Consider the following 17866-nt stretch of genomic DNA (forward strand, 5'->3'; position numbering starts at 1 on the left):
AATTATTTGAACGTCTGAACACCAGACACGATCGGGTAGGCCACGGAGAACACCAGGTTCAGCACTTTCTGCAGTTCTGCCACCGGCGCATTGGAGACATAAAGGACGTCCTTGTTATCCATCATGAAGCTTTGCGCCACGAAGAACGAATCCGGATCTTTCAGATTGATGTGATAAATGACCGGGACTTTGCCGTTTGCCGTCGTTCGCACGGGCTGGTTGGGCCACTTGAGCGCCTGCTGGTCTTCCAGCCGGAAAATGAAGACGCCCTTCGCATCCGAACGCGAGTCCTGCAAGCCGCCTGCCCGCGCCAATGCCTGCGCCAGCGTAATGCCCTGCGCCTCGAAATTGATTTCCTCGTTCTTGCCCGTCGCACCGAACGCAGTAAAGCTGTAGGGCTGAAACAATGCAGTGACGACGTCACCCGCCTTCAGCGGTACGTTCTGGCGCGGATCGCGGATCACCGTGTCCAACGGTTCAAGCGCAACAGTCTCGCCACGCGTCACCTGGATCATGGTCTTGTTGATCGGCTGCTTCACGCCGCCGGCCGCCGCAAGCGCGTCGAGCACGCGCTCGCCGCGCGCGCTCAATTGCATGCGCGTACTGCTCGATACGTCTCCCACGACGGTGACGTACGAGGTCTCGTTACGCGCCAGTTGCACCAGGACCTGCGGATCGTGCGCGATATTCTTGAGACGCGCTGCGATATACGCTTGCAATTGGCTTGGCGTACGGCCCGTTGCCTTGATCGCACCGGCGAAAGGCACACTGATGTTGCCGTTGCCGTCAATCACCTGCGTCGGCAGCTTGGTCAGCCGCGCACCGGTCGGCACCCCGCTGGGCGTCGGGGAGTCACTTACGCCACCGCCGAACAGCGTCGCCGGCGGCGCTTCCCAGATCGACACCTCAACCACGTCGCCCACGCCCAGTTGTTGCTGAAACGCCGAATTGTCGCCCAGCGCCGAGGCAAAATCCGCACTCTTGCGTCCGGCGTAGAGCTGCCGCGCAACCTGGTCCGTCACGTCGACGACCTGAATCCCTTGCGAGCTAACCTGATCGGTGCCGCCACCACCACTGGCATTAATCTCGGAACGACTCGGTCCGGACGTGGGAATGGCCCCGCACGCAGCCAACCCAATGGCGCCGCCGATGGCAGCAGCCAACCAAACACTGCGATTTAAACTCTGCATTTACCAATCCAGTCATTCAAAGGCCGCCGGATTTTACCGCACAATGTAAGATGTACCGGAGAACTTACCGGCGTAACGCATCCGAAACGCCGATATACAACCTCACCGTTCCCTCGGCCTCTTTCAATCCAGCAACCCCGGCTTACGCGCAGCCAACTCCCAGGCCCGCTAAGGCGCGGGGCCGGTTTGACGCTAACGGGAGCGGGCTCGGTGGTACATTGCGGCCGCGCGCAAGGGCGCACGGCTCGGTAAATCTGACATCAAGCTTCAATTTGTTTGGCATGCTCGACATTGAACTGATCAATGGACGCGCACTTGCGAATTGTCCCGCCATCCGAGATGCCATAAAATTGCCCGGCGGAATTGTTGCATGAGCCGTCAGGCTTCGGCAAACGGAAACATTTTTCATTCCGCACGCACAACTACATTGCACCTGCGTGACAAAAATACTTCTAGACGTCACTCGTCTTGCCACCCGCTTTTATGACGGCCTGATCCCCACCGGAGTAGACCGGGTAGGACTGGCCTACATCCGTCGATATGGCGATCGCGCACGTGCCGTCCTGAGCGAACGCGGCTTTTCGACTGTTTTAACGGAAAATGACTCGCAAAAGCTGTTTTCGCTGCTGCTGTCGTCGGCTCGCGACCGATGGGCGCTGCGCAAGATTGTTGCTTCCGCGTTACTGAACCGGCTGCGGCCCGCCCGATTCGATCGCGCAATTTTGTTGCATACCAGTCACAACGGGATGGAGTTCACCCGTTACTATCGGGCGATGGCGCAACGCAACGCGCGCTCGGTCTTCATGGTCCACGACCTGATTCCGCTGACGCATGCAGAGTACTGCCGCCCCGGCGTCGACGCATCGCATCGTCTCCGTATCCATACCGCGCTGCGACACGCGAGCGGCCTGATCAGCAATTCACAGGCAACCTACGACGAATTGGCGAACGAAGCACGGAAGGCGGCGCTGCCGCTCCCGCCGGTCGTCGTCGCTCCGCTCGCACCGGCAGTGGAACCTCATCCGCCGAGCCCGGCTCCACTCGACGCCCCCTATTTCGTGATGCTCAGCACGATCGAACCGCGCAAGAACCACTGGTTCATCCTGCACGTGTGGCGGCGGCTGGTCGAACAAATGGGGGATGCCGCGCCCAAACTCATCGTAATCGGCCGGCGCGGCTGGGAGTGCGAGAACGTCGTCGACATGCTGGAGCGCTGCGCAACAATTCGCGACGCGGTCATCGAGGAGTCGGATTGCAGCGACGAGCGGCTGCACGCATGGCTGCAGCACGCGCGCGCGCTCATCTTCCCGTCGTTCACCGAAGGCTACGGCATGCCGCTCGTCGAGGCTTTGATGCTGGGCCTGCCGGTGCTCGCCAGCGACCTGCCTGTCTTTCACGAAATCGCGTCGGACATTCCCGACTACCTCGACCCGCTCGACGGACCCGGATGGCTCACGCGGATTCGCTCATACGCCCGGGCGGACAGCATCGAGCGCGCGAGCCAGATCGCGCGGATCGAGCGCTTTCACGCACCGACTTGGGCCGAGCATTTCGAGCGCATCGATGGCTTCCTCGAGTCGCTCCGGTAAATGACGCGGGTAACCACCGAACCCCCGATGACGCCAGGAATCCGGTCATTCGACGCCAGCGCAATCGCACGCGGCAAGCACATGGTCGGCTGGCTGACGGGAAGATCGCCGTTCATCTGGATCGATTCGCCCGCGGGCGCCGCGCTTGCGCGAGCGTTTGCGTCGATGGGGCGCACCGTCTACCCGGTCTGCCCCGGCCCCGTCTTCGCCCGGCATGCGACACATGCGCCGCCGCTTTCGTGGTTCTGCATCCCGCCCGATCTGGCTGCGCACGGCGGGCTCGTCGCCGCACTCGAACGCACACTGCAGGCCACTGACGCCGTCGACGCGAATGCGCGATGTCGCGATCTGATTCGCCGCGTGCTGGACAGCGACGCCTTGCACGTTCGGCACCGCCTGGCCGAATTGCCCGAGGCGTGGCACGAATCCGGCCGCGGGAACCGCATTGTGCTCATCGACGAACGCGAAACCTCGCGTACCGACATCTGCACGCCGGCAAGGCACCGCCGACGGAACTTTGCCGCGATGATGGATGCCGTGCGCATCGCACATCCCGACGCCGATCCGTGGATCCTGCGTTCCGCCGATGCAGGCGCCGGCGATTGGCTGTCGAACCAGCACCAGTTGCCCGGGCAGGCTCGCGTGCTCGACGTCGCACATTCCCTGCGCGACGTGCTTCGACGCGCCGACGCCGTCTATGTCGTCGGCGCGTCCGAAGGGATGGCAGCGCTGCTGGCCGGCGTCCCCGTTCATGTGTTCGGCACGCCCTATTACGCGGGCTGGGGATTGACGCGGGATCGCGTTGCGATGCCGGAACGCCGCGCCCGCCCGTCCGTCTTCTCGTTGTTCGATGCGGCGTTCCTGCAACTTGCGCATTACCTCGACCCGGCACGCGGCACCCAGGGCGCGCTAGAGAACGTGCTCGACAGCATTGAACTGCAGCACGCCGTCGCCGCACGCTTCGGCGATCTCGGTCGGGTAGCCGGCATCCGCTTCCAATGGTGGAAGCGGCCGTACGCCACGCCCTATCTGTCCGCAGGCGGCGGAGCGCTGCGCTGGATAGCGGATCCGGGCGACGCGCACGCGGACGAACAGGCGGCGATATGGGGCGGGCGTTCTGCCGAGGGCCTGGCTGACGGCGTCGCCCGCATCCGAATCGAAGACGGCTTCATCCACTCGACGGGACTCGGTTCCGACATGTCGCCGCCGTGCAGCCAGGTCATCGACCGCCGCGGCCTGTATTTCGACGCAAGTCGCCCGAGCGACCTGACCGTCATCCTGAACCAGGCCACGTTCGACGAACCGGAGTTGCGGCGCGCGGCCGCGCTAAGGCAGACGATCGTGCAGCTCGGCCTCACGAAATACAATCTCGGCCGCCTGGCACCGACCTGGCACATTCCGCGAGACAAGCGCATCGTGCTCGTGGCGGGCCAGGTTGCGGACGACGCGTCGATCCGCCTGGGAACCGGCACGATTGCCACGTCGGAGGCGTTGCTGCGGGAAGTGCGTACGCGGCGACCGGACGCCTTCATCGTCTACAAGCCGCATCCGGACGTGCTGTCGGGCAATCGTGCGGGACTCGTGGATGCGCAAGACCTCGCGGACATCGTGGACGCGGACGCGGATCTCATCTCGCTGATCGACGTGGCGGACGAGCTGCACACACTTTCGTCGCTCGCCGGCTTCGACGCATTGATGCGCGGGAAGGAAGTCCACACGTATGGCCTGCCCTTCTACGCCGGCTGGGGACTGACGCACGACGCGCTGGAACAGCCGTGGCGCGAGCGCAGGCTCTCGCTCGACATGCTGACGGCGGGGGTGCTGCTGCGTTACGCGATCTACTGGGACTGGCAGCTCTCGCTGTTCACGACACCCGAGGCGATCGCCCGGCAACTCGCCCCGAATGCCGCCCGTCCGCTCGAGAAAATACGCGGAAACCGCGCCCGTCCGCTCGTCAAGGCGATACGCTGGAGTCGCAATGCGCTTCGTTATGCGGCATGGCAGGGACGGCAGTACTTTCGCGACCGGGCGATGCGCTGAAACCGATCAGCCATCGCCGAGCAACGGTGTCCGATACGTCACGCCCGAGCTGATTCAGGCGCCAGCTGCTCAGGGCCTGTCCCCTCCGCAAACGGGCAGCACGCAACCGCATGCTGCCCGCCTTTCATTACGTCAAGCAATGTAAGGCGGGTTGCCCGTTCCTCCCTGGTCAGGTTATAAAAGCGCCACCCACCCGCTGCATGCGCCGCCCTTTTTAATCCTGACTTCGGAGAACGCATGATCGATCTCGCCACCGCCCAGCAATTCCTGATGACCCGCGGCCTCGACTTCGGCCTCAACCTGCTCGCCGCGATCGTCTTGTGGTTCGTCGGCCGCTGGGCGATCCGCATCGGTACCCGCCTGCTCGGCAAGGTCGTGCGCCGCAGCGGCAAGGTCGACCCGACACTCACCGACTACCTGACCTCCGTCGTCGGCGTGCTGCTGACGGTCCTGCTGATCCTCGCGATCCTGCAGATCTTCGGCGTGCAGACCACCTCGTTCGCCGCGCTGCTCGCCGGCCTCGGCCTCGCGATCGGCACCGCCTGGGGCGGCCTGCTCGCGCACTTCGCCGCCGGCGTGTTCATGCAGGTGCTGCGCCCGTTCAAGATCGGCGACGTGATCAACGCCGGCGGCGTCACGGGCACGGTCAAGGAGCTCGGCCTGTTCGGCACGACGATCATCACGCCCGACAACATCGTGACGATCGTCGGCAACAACAAGATCTTTTCCGACAACATCGCGAACTACAGCGCGACGTCGTACCGCCGTGTCGACCTGACTGCGAAGATCGCGAACGGCGTCGACGCGGTCGACGCGATCAACCGCCTGAAAACGTCGATCCAGCAGATCCCGAACGTGCTGACCAGCCCGGCGCCGGACGTCGGCGTGCTGCAATTCACGCCGGAAGGCCCGCTGCTGTTCGTGCGCCCGTCCACCGCACCCGAGAACTACTGGCAGGTGTACTGCGACACCAATCGCGTGATCCTCGACACGTTCCGCGACGCTCAATACCCGACGCCCGAAACCCCGATCTCGCATCGCAACGCGTAACGACAGCACCGGACGAAAAAAGCGTGGCGACATCAACCGCCACGCTTTATCAATTTCCCGGAACAGAACCGCAAGCGCCCCGCTTAACGCCCGCCCGTCTTATGCGTACCGGTCCGACTGGCGCCCGCGCACCTGCTGCCACACCGCTTCGTGCGCGGCCGCCTCGGTCATGTCAGGGCCGGCAACCACGGGCAAACAGATCGGCCCTCAGCGCTTTGCTAGAATGACTCCCCCGGCAATCCAGCCACGATCCAATCGCCCTGACCCCGGCATCTCCGCATGAGTCTCCACCCGATCATCCTGTGCGGCGGCAACGGCAGTCGGCTGTGGCCGATGTCCCGCAGCAACTACCCGAAGCAATATCTGAAACTGGCAGGAGAGCAAACCCTGGTCCAGCAGACCGTCCTGCGCGCCAGCGAAGTGCCGGGAGTCGCCCCTCCCATCATCGTCGCGAATCATGCGCATCGCTTCATGATCGCCGAACAACTTCAGCACACCGGCATCAAGCCACGGACCATCGTGCTGGAGCCGCTTGGCCGCAACACGGCACCGGCGATTGCCGTCGCAGCGGAAATCGCCTTGCGTGACGATCCGGACGCGTTGCTTCTTGTGCTGCCGTCGGACCACATCGTCCAGAGTCTTTCGGCATTCGTCACGGCCGTCGAAACGGCTGCCGCGGTCGCAAAGCGCGGACATCTCGTCACATTCGGCGTCCCTCCCACCGAACCTCATACCGGATACGGGTATATCCGCCGCGGCGAAGCGCTTGACACCGGCAGAAGCGCTCATGCCGTCGACGCGTTCTTCGAAAAGCCCGACCGCGAACGAGCCGAGGCCTTCGTCCACGACGGCCGCTATTACTGGAACAGCGGCATGTTCCTGCTCAATGCGTCGGCCTACCTCGACGATATCGCGCAACATGCGGCCGAGATCGGCCGACACACCGCACGGGCGCTCGAGCATGCGAAGCAGGACTACGATTTTCTGCGCCTCGATACCGAGGCATTCGCCGCGTGTCCGGACATCTCCATCGACTACGCAGTCATGGAGAAGACGAAGCGCGCAGCCGTGGTCGCCGCCGCCGAGCTCGGCTGGAGCGATGTCGGTTCGTGGAGCGCGCTCGCCGATATCGCCACGCGCGATGCGCAAGGCAATACCATTTCCGGCGACATCCATACGGACACAGTCTCGAACTCGTACATCCGCGCGGAACACCGGATGGTTGCCGCGATCGGCGTGCAGGATGTCGTCATCGTCGAAACCGCGGACGCTGTCCTGGTCGCACATCGCGACCACGTTCAGGACGTGAAGAAGGTCGTCGAAAACCTGAATCGTTCAGGACGACTCGAATCGGTGACGCACCGTCGTGTTCCGCGACCGTGGGGTTCGTATGAGAGCATCGACGCCGGCGACCGCTTCCAGGTCAAGCGGATCATCGTCGCGCCCGGTGCACAACTGAGCCTGCAGATGCATCATCACCGCGCCGAGCACTGGATCGTCGTGAAGGGGACGGCGCTCGTCACAAATGGAGAGTCGGAAATCATCCTGACCGAGAATCAGTCGACGTACATTCCCCTCGGCACCCCCCATCGACTGAAAAACCCCGGCAAGATTCCGCTCGAACTGATCGAAGTCCAGTCCGGCTCGTATCTCGGCGAGGACGACATCGTCCGTTTCGAAGATACCTACGGCCGCGCAGCGCCGTAACCGCGGCGCGTCCCGGTTCGCACGACTGCCGGCCTCGATCCGGCGCCCGACGACACCCGAAACCCCACTCTCGCACCGCAACGCGTAACAGCGGCGCCGGACGAAAAAAAAGCGTGGCGCCTCACAGCCGCCACGCTTTTTCATCGACCGAAACGAAGCCCGCTCAACGCCCGCCCGTCTTCTCCACCCCATCCGACTGCCGCCCGCGCACCAGCTTCCACACCGCGCCGAGCGCCACCGGCACGACCGCGGCGCCGATCCCGGCCAGCACGATCACGTTCAGGTACTGGCGAATGAACGGAATATTGCCGAAGAAATACCCGAGCAGCACGAGCAGCAGCACCCACACCAGCGCACCAACCACGTTGAAGAACTGGAAGCGCGCGACGCTCATCGACGACGCGCCCGCGACGAACGGCGCGAACGTGCGTACGACCGGGATGAAGCGCGCGAGCACGATCGTCTTGCCGCCGTGCTTGTCGTAGAACGAGTGGGTCTTCTGCAGTGCGGCGCGATCGAGGAAGCGCTCGAGCACCGGAATATGGGTATTGAACACCTTCGGGCCGACCCAGCGGCCGATCAGGTAGTTCACGGTATTGCCGGCGATCGCCGCGACCAGCAACAGCACGATCAGCGCGCCGACGTTCATTTCCCCCGTCGCCGCGAACGCGCCGCCGATGAACAGCAGCGAATCGCCGGGCAGGAACGGGAACACGACGAGCCCCGTCTCGCAGAACACGATCAGGAACAGCACGAGATAGACCCAGGCGCCGTACTGCCGGATGAAATCGCCGAGGAAGGCGTCGATATGCAGGACCAGGTTGACGAAATGAAGCAGCGTATCCAAATGCAATTCCTCGAAGGCGATAGGGCCGGAGCGGCCGGAAGCGCGCCGGACATGGCGCAGGCGCCCGCCGGCCAAGGCGGCGCGCGCAACGCAGCCATGATACCGAAACTACCTTGGCGCTCCGTGAAAAAACGTAGCCGTTGGCGGACCGGGCACGCATTCTCCGCCTCGCTATAATTCGGCCATGTCCGATATCACCGAAACGGCCGCGGGCGCCGCGCCCGCCCCTGCTCCGCGCCCGCCGCGCGCGATCCAGCCCCTGCCCGACCAGCTGATCAGCCAGATCGCCGCCGGCGAGGTCGTCGAACGCCCCGCGTCGGTCGTCAAGGAGCTGCTCGAGAACGCGATGGACGCAGGCGCCGCGACGCTGCGCATCGTGCTGGAAGAAGGCGGTGTCAAGCGCATCTCGATCACCGACGACGGCTGCGGCATTCCGCCCGACGAGCTGGCGCTCGCGCTGATGCGCCACGCCACCAGCAAGATCCGCTCGCTCGAGGAGCTCGAGGCCGTCGCGACGCTCGGATTCCGCGGCGAAGCGCTCGCGTCGATCGCGTCGGTCGCCGAGATGTCGATCACGAGCCGCACGGCCGACGCCGCGCACGCGACCAAGATCGATGCGCAGACGGGCGTGCTGTCGCCCGCCGCCGGCGCCGTCGGCACGACGATCGAGGTGCGCGAGCTGTACTTCAACACGCCCGCGCGGCGCAAGTTCCTGAAGAGCGAGCAAACGGAGTTCGGCCACTGCCTGGAAATGATCCGCCGCGCGGCGCTCGCGCGGCCGGACGTCGCGATCTCGGTGCTGCACAACGGCAAGGCGGTCGAGCACTGGAACGCGACCGAGCCCGCGCAGCGTGTCGCGAAGATCCTCGGCGACGGCTTCGCGACCGCGCACCTGCCGCTCGACGAACAGGCCGGCCCGCTCGCCGTCTACGGCTGCGCCGGCCTGCCGACCGCCAGCCGCGGCCGCGCCGACCAGCAATATTTCTTCGTCAACGGCCGCTTCGTGCGCGACAAACTGCTGACGCACGCGGTGCGCGCGGCCTATGAAGACGTGCTGCACGGCGATCGCTATCCGTCGTACGTGCTGTTTCTCGACCTGCCGCCGGAAGCGGTCGACGTGAACGTGCATCCGTCGAAGATCGAGGTGCGCTTCCGCGATTCGCGCTCGATCCACCAGTACGTGTTCCATGCGGTCCAGCGCGCGCTCGCGCGCCATGCGGGCGCGTCGCCGGAAACCACGGCGGGCGGCCATGCCGCGCATATCGAAGCGACGCCGCGCGGGCCGTCGTCGTTCCTGGACACGCCGCTCGGACAGAGCCAGGGCCACGCGAGCGGCGGCATGGGCGGCAGCGGCTTCTCGTCGCCGTCGTCCTCGTCGGCGGGCAACACCTGGATGCGCCAGGCGCGCATGACGCAGGGCACGCTGCCCGTCGCGCAGCCGCTCGCGCTCTACGACGCCATGTTCGGCCGCAAGGATACCGGCGCCGGCACACCGGACGGCACGACCACCGTCGCGCGCGATCCGGCCGATGCGTCGGTCGCGCCGCTGCCCGGTTTCACCGTATCGCCGATCGCCGCCACCACGCACGACGAACAGCCGCTCGGCTTCGCGCTCGGCCAGATCCACGGCATCTACGTGCTCGCGCAGAACGCGCACGGCCTCGTGATCGTCGACATGCACGCGGCGCACGAACGGATCCTGTACGAGCAGTTCAAGAACGCGCTGGCGGACCGCTCGGTCGCCGTGCAGGCGCTGCTGCTTCCGGTGTCGATGACGGCCACGCCGGTCGAGATCGGCACGGTCGAGGAAGAACGCGACACGCTCGAATCGCTCGGCTTCGATCTCGCGGTGCTGTCGCCGACCACGCTCGCGATCCGCGCCGTGCCGGCGCTGCTGAAGGACGCCGACCTGCAGTCGCTCGCGCGCGCGGTGCTCGCCGATCTGCACGCGTTCGGCGGCTCGCGCGTGCTCACCGAGCGCCAGCACGAACTGCTCGGCACGCTCGCATGCCACCACGCGGTGCGCGCGAACCGGCGCCTGACGCTCGACGAGATGAACGCGCTGCTGCGCCAGATGGAAGCGACCGAGCGCGCGGACCAGTGCAACCACGGCCGGCCGACGTGGTATCAGCTCACGCTGAACGATCTCGACCGCCTTTTCATGCGCGGCCAATGAGCGCGGCACCGCACGCCCGCCCGACGACGATCGCCTGCCTGCTCGGCCCCACCGCTTCGGGCAAGACGGCCGCGGCGCTGGCGCTCGCCGCGCGCCGCCCGATCGAGATCGTCAGCGTCGATTCGGCGCTCGTCTACCGCGACATGGATATCGGCACCGCGAAACCGTCGCGCGACGAGCGCGCGAGCGTGCCGCATCACCTGATCGACATCATCGATCCGGCCGACGCCTATTCGGCCGCGAGTTTCCGCTCGGACACGCTGCGGCTGATCGGCGAGATCGCCGCGCGCGGGCGCACGCCGCTGCTCGCGGGCGGCACGATGCTGTACTACAAGGCGCTGACGCAGGGGCTCAACGACCTGCCGGGCGCCGATCCGGACGTGCGCGCGGCGCTTGACGCCGACGCCGCGCGCGACGGCTGGCCCGCGCTGCATGCGCGGCTCGCGCAAGTCGATCCCGACACGGCCGCGCGGCTCGCGCCGAACGATTCGCAGCGGATCCAGCGCGCGCTCGAAGTGTTCATGCTGAGCGGGCAGCCGATGTCGGTGCTGCTGGCCGCGCCGCGCCGCACGGACGATGCGGCGGCCGCTTACCGCTTCGTGCCGGTCGCGCTCGAGCCGTCGGATCGCGCGGTCCTGCACACGCGGATCGCGCAGCGCTTCGACGCGATGCTCGACGCGGGCTTCCTCGACGAAGTCGAGCGGCTGCGCCGCCGCGACGATCTCCACCCCGACCTGCCGTCGATGCGGTGCGTCGGCTATCGCCAGGCGTGGGAATTCCTCGACGGCGACACCGACTACCGGACGATGCGCGACAAGGGCATCTTCGCGACGCGTCAGCTCTGCAAGCGCCAGATCACCTGGCTGCGCGCGATGCCGGAGCGGATCGTCGTCGACTGCATCGCGCCCGATTCGACCGCCCGCGCACTCGACGCGCTCGAACGCGTGCTGGACGGCCGCGCGACGGACTGAACGCGCTGCGCGCGGCCGGCGATCAGCCCGGCTTGCGCGCCGCCAGACGCGCGCGCGCGCCGTCGACGATCAACGCGACGCCGCGCTCGAACGCGTCATCGCCGCCGCGCTCGCGCAGCGCGGCCCACCCTTGCGCGAGCAGCGGATAGTCGGCCGCATCGGGCAACGGCGTATCGGCAGCGGCGGGCGGTTCCGCCTGCTCCTCGAGCACCCATCCGACCACGAAGCGGCCCAGCGCATACATCACGTCCACCGCTTCGTCCGGCGCGAAACCCGCGTCGCCGAGCAGCGCGATCTTGCGTTCGATCGAACCGAAATGCAGCGCGCGCGGCCGCGTGCCGGCATGCAGCCGCGCGCCGTCGCGATAGGCGAGCAAGGCGCGGCGGAAGCTGCGCGCGTTGTCGGCAAGCCATGCATCCCACGCGTCGCCCGGCTGCGGCAGCGATGCGTCGTGACGCTCGAGCATGATCGCCTCGGCCATCGCGTCGAGCAGTTCGGCCTTGTTCCGGAAATGCCAGTAAAGCGTCGGCGACTGCACGCCGAGCCGCTCGGCAAGCCGCCGCGTCGACAGCCCGTCGATCCCCGCTTCATCGAGCAGCTCGAGGGCCGCACGCAATACCGTGTCGCGCGTCAGCCGCGCCCCTGCGTCCTTCATCTCTATCACCGATAGGGAAACTGTGGAATAATCCTCACTCTATCATCGATAGAGTTACGCTCTTGAATCCGTCCCTGATTGCCATCCTGGCCACGGTCCTGCTCGACGCGATCGGCGTCGGGATCGTGATGCCGATCCTGCCCGGGCTGCTGCGCGCGCTTGCCGGCGCGGGCAGCATCGACACGCACTACGGCGTGCTGCTCGCGCTGTACGCGTTCGCGCAGTTCCTGTGCGCACCGCTGCTCGGTGCGCTGAGCGACCGCTTCGGCCGCCGGCCCGTGCTGCTCGTGTCGCTCGCGGGCGCCGCGCTCGACTACCTGCTGATGGCGCTCGCGCCGACGCTCGCATGGCTCTACGTCGGGCGGCTGATCGCGGGCATCACGGGCGCGAACGTCGCGGTCGCGACCGCGTGCGTCACCGACGTCACGGCCGAACCCGACCGCGCGCGACGCTTCGGCCAGCTCGGCGCGATGATGGGCATCGGTTTCATCGCGGGCCCGCTGATCGGCGGGCTGCTCGGTGCGCTGCACCTGCGTGCGCCGTTCGTCGCGGCGGCCGCGCTCAACGCACTCAATCTCGTGCTGGTCTGGCGCGCGCTGCCGGAATCGCGGCCGCCCTCGGCGCACGCAGGCCGCCCGGCGGTCGCACTCAACCCGTTCGCGAGCCTGCGGCGACTGAGCGGCACGCCCGCGCTCGTGCCGCTGCTCGGCATCTACGTGATCGTGGCGCTGGTGTCGCAGGCGCCCGCGACGTTGTGGATCCTGTACGGTCAGGCGCATTTCGGCTGGTCGACGCCGATCGCGGGGCTGTCGCTCGCAGGCTACGGCGCGTGCCACGCGCTCGCGCAGGCGTTCGCGATCGGGCCGCTGATCGCGCGGCTCGGCGAGCGACGCGCACTCGCGATGGGCCTTGCGGGCGACGCGCTCGGGCTCGTCGCGATCGCGTTCGCGTCCGCCGCGTGGGTGCCGTTCGCGCTGCTGCCGCTGTTCGCGGCGGGCGGCATGACGCTGCCGGCGCTGCAGGCGATGCTCTCGCGGCAGGTCGACGATGCGCGCCAGGGCGAACTGCAGGGCACGCTCGCAAGCGTGGCGAGCCTGATCGGCGTCGGCGGGCCGCTGGTCGTCACCGCGGCCTATGCGGCGACACGCGCGACGTGGCCGGGGCTCGTATGGGCCGCGGCCGCGCTGCTTTATCTGCTGATACCGCCGCTGCTGGCCGCCGCGCGCCCGGCCGGCAAGCCGCTTCCGTCGACGTAAGCGGCGGCGCGATGCCCGAAAAAAAACCGCCCGGATCGACTCCGGGCGGTTTTGCCTGCTGCATCCGTTGCGGCAGTGCGTCAGACCACGACGGTCTGCGCCTCGCCTTCGCGGCTCGCGCGCACGACGCCGATCTTCCACACCTGTTCGCCGGCGGCGGCCAGGTCGGCGATCGCGGCGTCGGCATCGGCCGCCGCGACGATCACGGCCATGCCGATCCCGCAGTTGAACACGCGGTGCATTTCAGCGTCGGCCACGCCGCCGTGCTCCTGCAGCCACTTGAACAGCGGCGGCAGCGACCAGGCGTTCTGGTCGAGTTCGGCGGTGAGGCCTTCGCGCAGCACGCGCGGAATGTTCTCGACCAGGCCGCCGCCCGTGATGTGCGCCATGCCCTTCACGGCGATCTTCTGCATCAGCGCGAGCAGCGGCTTCACGTAGATGCGCGTGGGCGCCATCAGCGTGTCGGCGAGCGACCGGCCGTGGAAATCGGCCGACAGGTCGGGGTTCGCGCGCTCGATGATCTTGCGCACGAGCGAAAAACCGTTCGAATGGATGCCGCTCGATGCGAGGCCGAGCACGACGTCGCCTTCGGCGATCGTGCTGCCGTCGATGATCTTGCTCTTCTCGACCGCGCCGACCGCGAAGCCTGCCAGGTCGTATTCGCCGTCCGGGTACATGCCCGGCATTTCGGCCGTTTCACCGCCGATCAGCGCGCAGCCCGACAGTTCGCAGCCGTGCGCGATGCCCTTGACGACCGTCGCGGCCGTGTCGACGTCGAGCTTGCCGCACGCGAAGTAGTCGAGGAAGAACAGCGGCTCGGCGCCCTGCACGAGGATGTCGTTCACGCTCATCGCGACGAGATCCTGGCCGACCGTATCGTGTTTGTTCAGATGAAACGCCAGCTTGAGCTTGGTGCCCACGCCGTCGGTGCCGGACACGAGCACGGGCTCGCGATACTTCTTCGGCACTTCGAACAGCGCGCCGAACCCGCCGATGCCGCCGAGCACGCCGTCGCGCAGGGTTTTCTTCGCAAAAGGCTTGATCTTGTCGATGAGCGCGTCGCCTGCGTCGATGTCGACGCCTGCGTCGCGGTAGGACAGACCCTGAGCGTCGGGAGCGGATTTCGGAGGATTCATGGGGGAATGCGAGAAGGTCGGTAAAATGCGATTTTACCCGAAGCCGGCCCGTTGGCCGGAATTCCCAGCACCGAATCGTCAGGGATTGCATCTTGGTCAACACGTCCCCGTTTTCATCGCCGAGCGAACCGCGCCGAAACCGGCGCGGCGCCGTGCGTGCGGTCGCGTGTGCAGCCATCCGGGCCGTATTCCCCCGCGCGTGCCCGGCGTACGGCACGCGTTTTTTCAACCGACCCGCATCGTGACTGCCGTGACCCGTCAACTGACGCTCGATCTCGGCACGCCGCCGCCCGCCACGTTCGACAACTTCATCATGAGCGAGGAGAACGACGAGCTCGTCACGCGCCTGCAGAAGCTCGACCTCGCGCTCGCGGCGGGCCCCGTGCCGGACCGGTCGTTCTACATCTGGGGCGAGCCCGGCAGCGGCCGCACCCATCTGCTGCAGGCGCTCGTGAGCGACGCGTCGTACGGCTACGCGCGCTACCTGACGCCGCAGAGCCCGCTCGGCGCGTTCACGTTCGACCCGCGCATCGGCATCTACGCGATCGACGACTGCGACCGGATGAGCGACGCGCAGCAGGTCGCGCTGTTCAACCTGTTCAACGAAGTGCGCGCGCACCCGTCGAGCGCCTTCGTCGCGGCGGGCCCCGCCGCGCCGCTCGCGCTCGACGTGCGCGAGGATCTGCGCACGCGCCTCGGCTGGGGGCTCGTGTTCCACCTGTCGCCGCCGTCCGACGCCGGCAAGATCGCCGTGCTCAAGCTCGCGGCGAAGGAGCGCGGGATCGCGCTCACCGACGACATCGCCGCCTACCTGCTGACCCATTTCCGCCGCGACATGCCGAGCCTGATGGCGCTGCTCGACGCGCTCGACCGCTTCTCGCTCGAGCAGAAACGCGCGGTCACGCTGCCGCTGCTGCGCCGGATGCTGGCGCGTCCCGGCGACGACATCACACCACCGGGCACGGGCCCGAACCGCTTCGAGTAAAATGCGCTTCCATGACTAATCTGGCACTCTTTGACCTCGATCACACGCTGATCCCGACCGATAGCGACCACGAATGGGGCCGCTTCATGGTGAAGCTCGGCATCGTCGACGCGGAAAGCTTCTCGCGTCAGAACGATCAGTTCTTCGCCGACTACAAGGCCGGCAAGCTCGACATCCACGCGTACCTCACGGCCATGCTCACGCCGCTCGCGAAGTATTCGCGCGCGCAGCTCGCGCAATGGCACGAGCAGTACATGCACGAGGTGATCCGTCCCGCGATGACGCCCGCCGCACTCGAGCTCGTGCGCAAGCACCTCGATGCAGGCGACCTGTGCTGCGTCGTGACGGCAACCAACGAATTCATCACGCGCCCGATCGCGACCGCGTTCGGCGTCGACACGCTGATCGCGTGCGAGGTCGAAACGACCGACGGGCATCCCGATTCGCCTTACACGGGCCGGCCGACCGGCACGCCGAGCTATCGCGAAGGCAAGATCGTGCGGACCGAAGCATGGCTCGCGTCGCTCGGCAAGCGCTGGGACGACTTCGCGCACAGCTACTTCTACAGCGACTCGCACAACGACATCCCGCTGCTCGAGAAAGTCACCGACCCGATCGCGACCAACCCTGACGACACGCTGCGTGCGCATGCAAGCAACCGCGGCTGGCGTATCCTCGATCTCTTCTGAACGTCGTGATCAAAAAATTCATCCGCAAGCTGCTCGGTCAGGACGAAACCGAGCGAACGTCTCCCGCAGCGGCTCCGGCCGACGAAGCGGCCCCAGCCGCCCCGCGCGCCCCGAAGGCACCCCGCGGCGGCAGTGCGAAGAAACCGCGCAGCAACCATGAGCCGACCGTCGTGCCGGCCAGCGTGCACGGCATCAATCCGGCGCTGATCTCGAAGAATGCCGTGCGCGTGACCGACACGCTGCAGCAGGCAGGCTTTCGCGCCTTCATCGTCGGCGGCGCGGTGCGCGACCTGCTGCTCGGCATCGCGCCGAAGGACTTCGACGTCGCGACCGACGCGACGCCGACCGAGGTGCAGCGCCTGTTCCGCCGCGCGCGCCTGATCGGCCGCCGCTTCCAGATCGTCCACGTGCAGTTCGGCCAGGAGCTGATCGAGGTGTCGACGTTCCGCGCGCTGGTCGACGCGCCGCCCGAGGCGGCCGCCGCCGAACCGCCGAAGCGGCTGAAGCGCGACGAACTCGACCGCCGCACGCACGCCGTCGACGCGAGCGGCCGCGTGCTGCGCGACAACGTGTGGGGCGAGCAGCATGAAGATGCCGCGCGCCGCGACTTCACGATCAACGCGATGTACTACGACCCGGCCACGCAGACGGTGCTCGACTACCACGACGGGATGGCCGACGTGCGTGCCCGCCTGTTGCGGATGATCGGCGATCCGGCTACGCGCTTCCGCGAGGATCCGGTGCGGATGCTGCGCGTCGTGCGCTTCGCGGCGAAGCTCGGCTTCGAGATCGAGCCGCATACGCGCGAGCCGATCAACGGGCTCGCCGACCTGATCAACAACGTGCCGGCCGCCCGCCTGTTCGACGAGATGCTGAAGCTGCTGCTGTCGGGCCATGCGCTCGCATGCCTGCAGCAATTGCGCAAGGAAGGCCTGCACCACGGGCTGCTGCCGCTCCTCGACGTGGTGCTCGAACAGCCGCAGGGCGAGAAGTTCATCACGCTCGCGCTGAACAACACCGACGCGCGCGTGCGCGCCGGCAAGCCGGTGTCGCCGGGCTTCCTGTTCGCGACGCTGCTGTGGCACGACATGCGCCAGCGCTTCGAGCAATACACGGCCGAAGGCGAAATCCCGGTGCCGGCGCTCCATCGCGCGATGGACGACGTGCTCGACATGCAGACCGAGAAGCTCGCGATCCACAAGCGCTATTCGGCCGACATGCGCGAGATCTGGGGCCTGCAGCTGCGCCTCGAGAAACGCTCGGGCCGCAGCGCGATGCGGCTGCTGGAACACCAAAGGTTTAGAGCGGGGTATGATTTCCTCCTGTTACGCTGCGAATCCGGCGAGCTCGATGCGGAAGTCGGACAGTGGTGGACGGATTTCATCGAAGGCGACGCGGCCGCTCGCGAGGCATTGCTCACGCAGGGCGGCTCGAAGGAAAAATCGCCCCGCAAGCGGCGGCGCCGCGGCGGCGCACGAAACCGCAATCCGGGTGAAGGTGCCGCCGAGCAGGCGCCGGATACCTCGGGCGGTTCCGACGACTGACGCGCTCGCTGGCGAACGACGTAGGAAGTGA

Annotated in this window: 14 protein-coding genes; 10 read left to right on the forward strand and 4 right to left on the reverse strand. The window is 66.8% G+C overall.

Translation table 11 applies throughout. The annotated features are described in order from the left end of the window. Window positions 1-2: 2 nt before the first annotated feature. On the reverse strand, window positions 3-1190 hold the full coding sequence (locus GQ56_RS0116010) for a polysaccharide biosynthesis/export family protein (RefSeq protein ID WP_031399613.1): 1188 nt from the start codon (window positions 1188-1190) through the stop codon (window positions 3-5). A 437-nt stretch (window positions 1191-1627) separates the two neighbouring features. Here GQ56_RS0116010 and GQ56_RS0116015 point away from each other — a divergent pair, with 437 nt between their 5' ends. The 4 genes from GQ56_RS0116015 (at window position 1628) to GQ56_RS0116035 (ending at window position 7576) form a co-directional block, all read left to right on the forward strand. Further along, a complete protein-coding gene (locus GQ56_RS0116015; protein WP_031399614.1) occupies window positions 1628-2779 on the forward strand; it encodes a glycosyltransferase family 4 protein in 1152 nt (383 codons plus the stop codon). Between the two features lie 27 nt (window positions 2780-2806). Next, window positions 2807-4819, forward strand: coding sequence for a capsular polysaccharide biosynthesis protein (locus tag GQ56_RS0116020; protein WP_031399615.1), 2013 nt, complete (start codon window positions 2807-2809; stop codon window positions 4817-4819). Between the two features lie 237 nt (window positions 4820-5056). Beyond that, window positions 5057-5869: a mechanosensitive ion channel family protein gene (locus GQ56_RS0116025; RefSeq protein WP_031399616.1), complete on the forward strand. Its 813-nt coding sequence runs from the start codon at window positions 5057-5059 to the stop codon at window positions 5867-5869. A 279-nt stretch (window positions 5870-6148) separates the two neighbouring features. Next, the gene (locus GQ56_RS0116035) at window positions 6149-7576 is read left to right on the forward strand and encodes a mannose-1-phosphate guanylyltransferase/mannose-6-phosphate isomerase (protein ID WP_031399617.1); all 1428 of its coding nucleotides are present in this window, start codon (window positions 6149-6151) and stop codon (window positions 7574-7576) included. A gap of 163 nt (window positions 7577-7739) precedes the next feature. Here GQ56_RS0116035 and GQ56_RS0116040 read toward each other — a convergent pair whose 3' ends face one another. Continuing rightward, window positions 7740-8423, reverse strand: coding sequence for a DedA family protein (locus GQ56_RS0116040; protein ID WP_031399618.1), 684 nt, complete (start codon window positions 8421-8423; stop codon window positions 7740-7742). 184 nt (window positions 8424-8607) lie between these two features. Here GQ56_RS0116040 and mutL point away from each other — a divergent pair, with 184 nt between their 5' ends. Both mutL and miaA read left to right on the forward strand, forming a co-directional pair. Further along, window positions 8608-10599, forward strand: coding sequence for a DNA mismatch repair endonuclease MutL (mutL, locus tag GQ56_RS0116045; RefSeq protein ID WP_031399619.1), 1992 nt, complete (start codon window positions 8608-8610; stop codon window positions 10597-10599). Next, a complete protein-coding gene (gene miaA, locus GQ56_RS0116050; protein WP_031399620.1) occupies window positions 10596-11570 on the forward strand; it encodes a tRNA (adenosine(37)-N6)-dimethylallyltransferase MiaA in 975 nt (324 codons plus the stop codon). The genes mutL and miaA overlap by 4 nt, the downstream gene beginning before the upstream one ends. A gap of 22 nt (window positions 11571-11592) precedes the next feature. Here miaA and tetR read toward each other — a convergent pair whose 3' ends face one another. Beyond that, window positions 11593-12225: a tetracycline resistance transcriptional repressor TetR gene (gene tetR / locus GQ56_RS0116055; protein ID WP_031399621.1), complete on the reverse strand. Its 633-nt coding sequence runs from the start codon at window positions 12223-12225 to the stop codon at window positions 11593-11595. A gap of 62 nt (window positions 12226-12287) precedes the next feature. Here tetR and tet point away from each other — a divergent pair, with 62 nt between their 5' ends. Beyond that, window positions 12288-13481 carry a Tet(A)/Tet(B)/Tet(C) family tetracycline efflux MFS transporter gene (gene tet / locus GQ56_RS0116060; protein WP_031399622.1) on the forward strand — a complete coding sequence of 398 codons (1194 nt, stop codon included), beginning with the start codon at window positions 12288-12290 and terminating at the stop codon, window positions 13479-13481. An 80-nt stretch (window positions 13482-13561) separates the two neighbouring features. Here the strand turns inward: tet and purM are convergent, their stop codons facing one another. Continuing rightward, on the reverse strand, window positions 13562-14617 hold the full coding sequence (gene purM, locus GQ56_RS0116065) for a phosphoribosylformylglycinamidine cyclo-ligase (RefSeq protein ID WP_031399623.1): 1056 nt from the start codon (window positions 14615-14617) through the stop codon (window positions 13562-13564). 250 nt (window positions 14618-14867) lie between these two features. Here purM and hda point away from each other — a divergent pair, with 250 nt between their 5' ends. Genes hda through pcnB form a run of 3 tightly spaced genes read left to right on the forward strand, consistent with a single transcriptional unit; the run spans window position 14868 to window position 17835 of the window. Continuing rightward, window positions 14868-15602, forward strand: a complete 735-nt coding sequence (hda, locus tag GQ56_RS0116070) for a DnaA regulatory inactivator Hda (RefSeq protein ID WP_031399624.1) — start codon at window positions 14868-14870, stop codon at window positions 15600-15602. Between the two features lie 11 nt (window positions 15603-15613). Then, the gene (locus GQ56_RS0116075) at window positions 15614-16291 is read left to right on the forward strand and encodes a histidinol-phosphatase (protein WP_031399625.1); all 678 of its coding nucleotides are present in this window, start codon (window positions 15614-15616) and stop codon (window positions 16289-16291) included. A 5-nt stretch (window positions 16292-16296) separates the two neighbouring features. Then, complete coding sequence (gene pcnB, locus GQ56_RS0116080; RefSeq protein ID WP_031399626.1) at window positions 16297-17835, forward strand: polynucleotide adenylyltransferase PcnB; 1539 nt, start codon at window positions 16297-16299, stop codon at window positions 17833-17835. The last annotated feature ends 31 nt before the right edge of the window (window positions 17836-17866 follow it).

Origin of the sequence: Burkholderia paludis, from assembly GCF_000732615.1 — a bacterium.
GTDB lineage: Bacteria > Pseudomonadota > Gammaproteobacteria > Burkholderiales > Burkholderiaceae > Burkholderia > Burkholderia paludis.

Bases quoted from the DNA above. Each gene is read 5' to 3' on its own strand.
- GQ56_RS0116020 (WP_031399615.1), top strand. From the start codon at position 2,807: ATGACGCCAGGAATCCGGTCATTCGACGCCAGCGCAATCGCACGCGGC.
- GQ56_RS0116075 (WP_031399625.1), top strand. From the start codon at position 15,614: ATGACTAATCTGGCACTCTTTGACCTCGATCACACGCTGATCCCGACC.
- mutL (WP_031399619.1), top strand. From the start codon at position 8,608: ATGTCCGATATCACCGAAACGGCCGCGGGCGCCGCGCCCGCCCCTGCT.
- purM (WP_031399623.1), bottom strand. From the start codon at position 14,617: ATGAATCCTCCGAAATCCGCTCCCGACGCTCAGGGTCTGTCCTACCGC.
- GQ56_RS0116025 (WP_031399616.1), top strand. From the start codon at position 5,057: ATGATCGATCTCGCCACCGCCCAGCAATTCCTGATGACCCGCGGCCTC.
- GQ56_RS0116010 (WP_031399613.1), bottom strand. From the start codon at position 1,190: ATGCAGAGTTTAAATCGCAGTGTTTGGTTGGCTGCTGCCATCGGCGGC.
- GQ56_RS0116035 (WP_031399617.1), top strand. From the start codon at position 6,149: ATGAGTCTCCACCCGATCATCCTGTGCGGCGGCAACGGCAGTCGGCTG.
- miaA (WP_031399620.1), top strand. From the start codon at position 10,596: ATGAGCGCGGCACCGCACGCCCGCCCGACGACGATCGCCTGCCTGCTC.
- tetR (WP_031399621.1), bottom strand. From the start codon at position 12,225: ATGAAGGACGCAGGGGCGCGGCTGACGCGCGACACGGTATTGCGTGCG.